This window comes from Candidatus Thermoplasmatota archaeon (assembly GCA_035540375.1).
GTDB lineage: Archaea > Thermoplasmatota > SW-10-69-26 > JACQPN01 > JAJPHT01 > DATLGO01.
This window is the reverse complement of sequence record DATLGO010000065.1, coordinates 22,274-29,839: the sequence shown is the minus strand read 5'-3', so window position 1 is coordinate 29,839 and position 7,566 is coordinate 22,274. Positions and strand designations below refer to the sequence as shown.

Annotated in this window: 4 protein-coding genes; 2 read left to right on the top strand and 2 right to left on the bottom strand. The window is 68.8% G+C overall.

Annotated elements, in window-relative coordinates:
* Nucleotides 1-1,845, top strand: a 1,845-nt coding sequence (locus VM889_07795) for a CDC48 family AAA ATPase (protein HVL48443.1), incomplete at its 5' end; no start/stop codon positions are given.
* 290 nt (nt 1,846-2,135) lie between these two features.
* Here VM889_07795 and VM889_07790 read toward each other — a convergent pair.
* Entirely contained in the window at nt 2,136-3,491 is a 1,356-nt protein-coding gene (locus VM889_07790) for a hypothetical protein (protein ID HVL48442.1), read from the bottom strand.
* A 200-nt stretch (nt 3,492-3,691) separates the two neighbouring features.
* On the opposite strand from VM889_07790, the gene VM889_07785 reads away from it, so the two are divergent.
* Nucleotides 3,692-4,966 carry a hypothetical protein gene (locus VM889_07785; protein ID HVL48441.1) on the top strand — a complete coding sequence of 425 codons (1,275 nt, stop codon included), beginning with the start codon at nt 3,692-3,694 and terminating at the stop codon, nt 4,964-4,966.
* 355 nt (nt 4,967-5,321) lie between these two features.
* Here the strand turns inward: VM889_07785 and VM889_07780 are convergent, their stop codons facing one another.
* Entirely contained in the window at nt 5,322-7,550 is a 2,229-nt protein-coding gene (locus VM889_07780; protein HVL48440.1) for a copper-translocating P-type ATPase, read from the bottom strand.
* Nucleotides 7,551-7,566 lie beyond the last annotated feature (16 nt).

The window sequence follows — 7,566 nt, the reverse complement described above, 5'->3', positions numbered from 1 at the left end:
AAGCGGCCCGTCACGAAGGGCGACACGGTCATCGTGCCCGGCATCGCGCTCATCGGGCGCGCGCTCCCGTTCATCGTGGTGGACCTGGGTCCGCAGGGGATCGTGCAGGTCACCGAGGCGACGGAGGTCAGCATCCGCGAGGAGCCCGTCTCCGAGGCGGAGCTGCACGCGCCGCGCATCACCTACGAGGACATCGGCGGCCTTCGCGACGAGCTCACGAAGGTCCGCGAGATGATCGAGCTCCCCCTCAAGCACCCCGAGCTGTTCGAGCGCCTCGGCATCGAGCCGCCCAAGGGGGTCCTGCTGTTCGGGCCGCCCGGCACCGGCAAGACGCTCATCGCCAAGGCGGTGGCGAACGAGTCCGGCGCCAACTTCTACTCGATCCAGGGCCCGGAGATCATGTCCAAGTTCTACGGCGAGTCCGAGGCCCGCCTGCGGGAGGTCTTCGAGGAGGCCGAGGAGAACGCGCCCAGCATCATCTTCGTGGACGAGATCGACTCGATCGCGTCCAAGCGCGAGGAGACGCAGGGCGAGGTCGAGCGGCGCGTCGTCGCGCAGCTCCTCACGCTCATGGACGGCCTGAAGGCGCGCGGCAAGGTCATCGTCATCGCGGCCACGAACCGCGTGGACGCCGTCGACCCCGCGCTCCGGCGCCCCGGCCGCTTCGACCGCGAGATCGAGATCGGCGTGCCCTCCCGCGAGGGCCGCAAGGAGATCCTCCAGATCCACACGCGCTCGATGCCGCTCACGGACGACTTCGACATCGACTACCTCGCGAACAACACGCACGGCTTCGTCGGCGCCGACCTCGCGGCGCTCGCGAAGGAGGGCGCGATGAAGGCGCTCCGGCGCTACCTGCCGGAGATCGACCTCGACCAGCCCATCCCGACCGAGATCCTCGAGAAGATGGTCGTCACGATGGACGACTTCCGCGAGGCGCACCGCGAGGTCGAGCCCTCCGCGCTCCGCGAGGTCCTCATCGAGATCCCGCGCGTCACCTGGGAGGACGTCGGCGGCCTCGAGCAGCTCAAGCAGGAGCTCCGCGAGGCGGTCGAGTGGCCGCTCAAGTACCCCGAGGTCTTCAAGCGCATGGGCATCAAGCCCCCGCGCGGCATCCTGCTCTACGGCCCTCCGGGCACGGGCAAGACGCTCCTCGCCAAGGCCGTCGCGAACGAGTCGCAGGCCAACTTCATCTCCGTCAAGGGCCCCGAGGTCCTCTCGAAGTGGGTCGGCGAGTCGGAGAAAGCCGTCCGCGAGATCTTCAAGAAGGCGAAGCAGGCCGCCCCGTCGATCGTGTTCCTGGACGAGATCGACGCGATCGCGCCGCGCCGCAGCCTCGGCACGGGCGACTCGCACGTGACGGAGCGCATGGTGAACCAGCTCCTCACGTCGATCGACGGCATGGAGGTCCTGGAGGGCGTGGTCGTGATCGGCGCGACGAACCGTCCCGACATCATCGACCCGGCGCTCCTGCGCGCGGGCCGCTTCGACCGCCTCCTGCAGGCGCCGCCGCCGGAGACGAAGGCCCGGCGCAAGGTGCTCGAGATCCACACGGCGAACATGCCGCTCAAGGACGTCAACCTCGACGAGCTCGCGGAGAAGACGAAGGGCTACGTCGGCGCGGACATCCAGTCGCTCTGCCGCGAAGCCGGCGTGCTCGCGCTGCGCGAGGACATGAACGCGGAGGTCGTCCAGATGCGGCACTTCGAGAAGGCGCTCACGATGGTCCGCCCCTCGGTCGACGACGCGACGGTGTCGTACTACAACCGCATCGCGGAGGAGCTCGAGGGCGGCCTGGCGAAGAAGCAGAAGAAGGACTACAGCGCCGGTGTCGAGTTCCGATAGGAACTCGAAGAGCGCTGTAGGCCGGAACCTGCTTCTGAGCGCCCCGAAAGCGAGCGAAGCGAGCGGTCGCCGAAGGCGATTCGGCGCAGCGAAGAAGCAGAAGAAGGACGCGAGCGCCGGCGTCGAGTTCTGATAGGAACTCGAAGAGCGCTGTAGAGCGCTGTAGGCCGGAACCTGCTTCTGGGCGCCCCGAAAGCGAGCCAAGCGAGCGGTCGCCGAGCGATGCGCACACACGGGGGAAGCCGGTGGCGGGCCGCGGCTGAAGGCGCGAACCCTCCGCGGGGTCCCTTTCAGTGCTTCAGGTGCTCGCGTTCCGCGTCCGCGAGCATCTCGTGCGCGCGGCCGGGGCGGATGCGGAGCGCTTCCGCCAGGCGATGAAGCGTCGCCTCCTCCTCGCGGGTGAGGCGTCCGCCGCGAACCGCTAGGCGGAGGGCGTCCCTGAAGAGGCGCTCCGATCCCGACGCCGCGCCGCCGGACGAGGGCGCCGTCAGCGCAGGTCCGTCGGCCACCGGGATCGCGCGTTCCGCAAGCCGCTCGGCGACCCGCTGCAGCGGTGCAAGGGCAAAGACGAGCGCGCCCGCGGCGGCGATGCCGACGTAGGCGCTCCCGAGCGTTTCGCCGAGGTACTCCTGCGCGATTTCGCTCGCGATGAAGAAGACCGCGATGAAGGCCGCGGCGATCGTGGTCTTGCTGAGGGTCCACCGGATCTTGACGTCGATCCCGAAGAGTTGGTGGCGGAGGAGGGCGTAGCCCACGAGCGCCGGGATCGCGATGAGCCAGACTCCGTCCATGAAGGAGGTGACAAGCGCCCCTGCCGGGTGGGATGCCAGACGGAGGGCGGCGGCTGCGACCCCGCTCGTGGCGGCGATCCCGAGAACCCCCAGGACCCGCCGGGCTTCCCGGCCCACGTGTTCCTCCGCGCGCTGTCGGGCTGTGCGCGCGACCACGATGACGATGCCCGCAAGCAGCGCGGAGAGGAGAATGAAGAGGGCATTCGTCGCCGCCAGGACCTCCGGGGAACCGCGGGCCCCAAGCACGCTCAACCCGGCTCCGAACATGACGAGGTTGATCGACGCCCAGAAGGTGGCGACCGACGCGAAGGCGAGGCTCGCAAGATGCAGGCCCGTCGCCCGCCCCCGGGAGGATGCGCGAGCCGCTTGCATCGCGAAAAGAAGAGCGACGCCGGCAAAGAGGACGAGTCGCGTCGGCGTGGCGAGGAGCCAAAGCGGGCCGACGATGCGTCCCGCTTCGGTCCGCGACGAGACCAGCGCGTGATCGTTCATGAACGCCAGGAGGACCATCGTGACTCCGCCGAGGAGGAGCCAGGACGCGAGGCGCGCCCAGGGTTGCCGCGCGCCGCCCCCGAGAAAGCGGATCGCGAAGTAGACGACCGCGAAGGGCGTGGCGAGGTCGTAGTAATCCTCGATGGCCCGGATCATTTCGCTCGTGGACGGGTCCGTTTGGGCGTAGCCGATCCGGATGAAATACAGGACCCCGCTGATCCCGAGGAGAAGAAGCAGCAGCGCGAACGCGCGATGGAGTCCGTCGCGCGGATTCACGAAGAGCAGCAGCGCGGCGATGGCCAGCATGCCCCCCGCGGCGACGAGGTCCGGAACGCCGAGCGCGTTCCACATGAATTCGGTCATACCCTGGCCTCCTGTACGCGCATCGCCGGGCACGCCAATGGCCGCGCGCACGATAAACGTGGAGGAAACGATCGGGGGCTTCCCCCGTTGGCAGGGGCGAAAAAGGACGAGACGCTGGGGGACCGCGGTTTTATGATCTTCCGGCCGGCTTCGAGAGCGGGACCGCGGGCGGCGAGGCGCGCCCGCAGGGGGCAGGCACGATGGCGTTCACACTCTACCATGTCCCGGAGTTGCTCGCAGGCGTCCTGCTCCTGGCCCTCGCCGCGCTCCTCTTGAGGTACGGCTTCCTCGTCACGCACTTCCGTGCCTTCGCGCTCTTCCTCGTGACGCTCGGCGTGATCCGCCTCCTCGGCATCCTGCATGCGGTCGCGCCGGTGCCCTGGCCCGAGGGCGGGACATACTGGGCGCGGGTGGCGCCGTACTTCGGCCTCGCGGACGAGATTGCGCTCGTCGCTTTCGCGTCGGTCTACCCGCTTCGTGCGCGGTGGCTCCCGCCGGCCCCGTGGACGTTGACGCCGTTCCTCGCGGCGATCGGTCTTCTCGGCCTTGCGTACGCCTCGGACCCCTCGCTTTACCTTCAGGATTCGCCGCTCGGGATCCTCGACGCGGCCATGTACAACGCGTACGCGATCGTGCCGCTCTTCCTCGTGTGGGCGTACGCCTCCGGGAAGGTGCGCTCGAGCGCGACGTCCGTCGTGCTCGTCGCGATGGCGGTGGCGCTCGTCTCCGTGGGCCAGGATTCGGTGCGAATCCTCCGCCTCATTGCGGGGACGTACGATTCGAGCCAGAGCGAACTCGTCCTTGTGTACACGGCGCTGAGGCTCACGCTCTACGCCGTCCTCGTCGCATGGGTCCTTCGCCTCGCGACCCGGGCCGAGCCGAGCGTGAAGCGGACGCTCCGAACACACGCAGCGCTTCCTGCGGTGCCTTTCGTTGTGGCGCTCGCCGCCCTGCCGCTCGTCGACCCTCAGCCCGGCGCGACGTTGAACGCGATTCGCGGGTTTTGGCATGGCGTGAGCGCGGTCCTCATCACGGTCGCGCTCCTCCGCGGCAAGTTCCTCGACTTGGACTTGAAGATCCGGTGGACGATCAGCAAGAGCACGGTCGCCGCGGCGTTCATCGCGGTCTTTTTCATCGCGAGCGAGCTGGCGCAGGAGTATTTCGGTGAAACGCTCGGGAGCGCCTACGTCGGCATCGCGGCGGCGGGGACGCTCGTCTTTGCGCTCGCGCCCCTGCAGCGCGCCGCCGAACGCCTCGCGGAGCGGGCCGTCCCGATCAAGACCGAGCACCCGGGCGCCCCCGATGCTCACGAGCGGTATCGGATTCTCCTCAGGAGGGTTTTGCGCGATGGCGTGCTGAGCCGCGACGAGGAGCTCGCGCTCGCGCACGCCGCGGCCGGCATGGGCATTCCCGCGCACGAGGCGTTGCGGCTGAAGCACGAGGCGGAGGACGAGGCTGCGAGGGTGGCGAAATAGGACGAGATCGAGACGCGAGCCCGGACGGGGCTTCGGCCGCCTCTCTGAATTGCGATGACATGCCGGCTATCTTGCGCTGGGAAGGGGGCAGCCGGGAGGCGGGCCGGGCGGTCGCTGGCGGCGAGCCCAGCGAGCCGCAAGCGGGCGCGGGCAGGCGGGGGTGCCGGACGGAGTCGAGGATGCCAACGGGAGCGTGCATATCCATCAGATAAAGGCGGTGAAAACTGAATCTGCAGGCTTCCGGGCGCAGCGTGGGGGCGTTAGGCCGCAAGACGCGGCCCATGTCTTCGCCCGGGGGGGGCGCGAGGACCCTACACCCTCACGCCCCGCAACGATGGCCTTGCCCGGGGCCCCTTCAGAGCGCCAATCGACGGAGTCTCAGCGCGTTCCCGATGACGCTCACGCTGCTCAGGCTCATCGCGGCCGCGGCGATGATGGGCGAAAGCAGGATCCCGAAGAACGGGTAGAGGACGCCGGCCGCGATCGGAACCCCGAGCGCGTTGTAGACGAGCGCGAAGAAGAGGTTCTGCTTGATGTTCCTCATCGTCGCGCGGCTCAGCACGCGGCTCCGCACGATGCCCCGCAGGTCGCCCTTCACGAGCGTGACGCCCGCGGATTCCATTGCGACATCCGTTCCGGTCCCCATGGCGACGCCGACCTGGGCCTGCGCGAGGGCGGGGGCGTCGTTGACGCCGTCGCCGGCCATCGCGACGAAACGGCCCTCTTTCTGCAGCCGCTTCACGACGTCCGCCTTGTCGGTGGGTAGCACGTCCGCGATGACCTCGTCGATGTCGAGGGTCCGGGCGACAGCGTTGGCGGTGGTCGCGTTGTCTCCCGTGAGCATCACGATGCGGAGGCCTTCGGCGTGGAGCGCCCGGATCGCTTCCGGCGTCGAGGCCTTGATGCGGTCCGAGACGCTGACGAGGCCGGCGAGCGCGCCATCGACCGCGACGAACATCACCGTCTGGCCTTCGCGTCGCATCGCGTCGACTTCCGCAAGCGCGGGCGCTACGTCCACCTCGAGGTCGTCCATGAGCTTCCGGTTGCCGAGCGCGACTTCACGGCCGGCGACATCCGCCCCGACACCCTTCCCCGTGACCGATACAAAGCGGGACGATTTTTCGATCGTGATCCCGCGCTCGAGCGCGCCCTCGACGATGGCGGCCGCGAGCGGGTGCTCGCTTCCGCGCTCGACGCCGGCGGCCCAACCGAGAACTTCGCGCTCGCCGAAGGGGACGAAGGCGCGAACGGTGGCGAGGCGGGGCTTGCCCTCGGTGAGCGTCCCCGTCTTGTCGACGATGAGCGTGTCGACTTTCCGCATGTTCTCGATCGCTTCGGCATTCTTGAAGAGAACGCCCGCCTGGGCGCCCTTGCCGGAGGCGACCATGATGCTCATGGGCGTTGCAAGGCCAAGGGCACACGGACACGCGATGATGAGAACCGCGACCGCGTTGATGATCGCGAAGGCGAGGGCCGGTTCAGGACCCCAGACGCCCCAGACGATGAACGTGACGACCGCCACGGCGACGACCGCCGGGACGAACCACGCGCTGACCTCGTCCGCGATGCGCTGGATGGGAGCACGGCTGCGTTGGGCCTCGGCGACCATCTGCACGATGCGGGAGAGGAGCGAGTCCCGGCCGACGCGCTCCGCGCGCACGACGAGGCTTCCTCGGCCGTTGAGCGTGGCGCCGATCACGCGGTCGCCCTCCGTCTTCTCGACTGGGATGGGCTCGCCCGTCACCATGCTCTCGTCCACGCTCGACGAGCCCTCCGCGACGACGCCATCGACCGGCACCTTCTCGCCTGGGCGAACGCGCAGGAGGTCCCCGACGCGCACCGCCTCGAGCGGAACGTCCTCTTCCGTGCCGTTGGCGGCGACGCGGCGCGCGGTCTTCGGGGCGAGTTTCAGGAGCGCGCGGATCGCGGCGCCCGTGCGGCTGCGCGCGCGGAGCTCCATGACCTGGCCCGCAAGCACGAGCGTCGTGATGACGGCCGCGGCCTCGTAGTACACGGCGACGGTGCCGTGCATGTCGCGGAAGCTCGCGGGGAAGATGTCCGGCGCGAACGTTGCAACCACGCTGTAGACGAACGCGACCGAGACGCCGAGTCCGATGAGCGTGAACATGTTGAGGCTCCGGTAGCGGATGCTGTTCACGGCCCGGACGTAGAACGGCCATGCGGCCCACGTACAGACCGGAAGCGCGAGGAGGAAACCGACGAGGGGCATCGATTCCATGGGCACTGCGTCCATGATGATGCGCGACCCGAGCATCTCGCCCATCGCGACGACGAGAAGCGGCGCGGAGAGGATGGCGCTCACCCAAAACCTCCGCGACATGTCCTTGAGTTCGGGGTCAGCGGGCTCCTCCTCGACGATCTCCTTCGGCTCGAGCGCCATGCCACATTTCGGGCAAGCGCCAGGTTGATCCCGGACGATCTCGGGGTGCATCGGGCACGTCCAGATCGTCGAGGCGGCCGGCGTCATAGGCACCTCGGGTTCGAGGGCCATGCCACACTTCGGGCAGGCGCCGGGGCCTTCGTTCCTCACTTCCGGGTCCATCGGGCAGACATACGTCGTCATCGATACCACTCCAGCG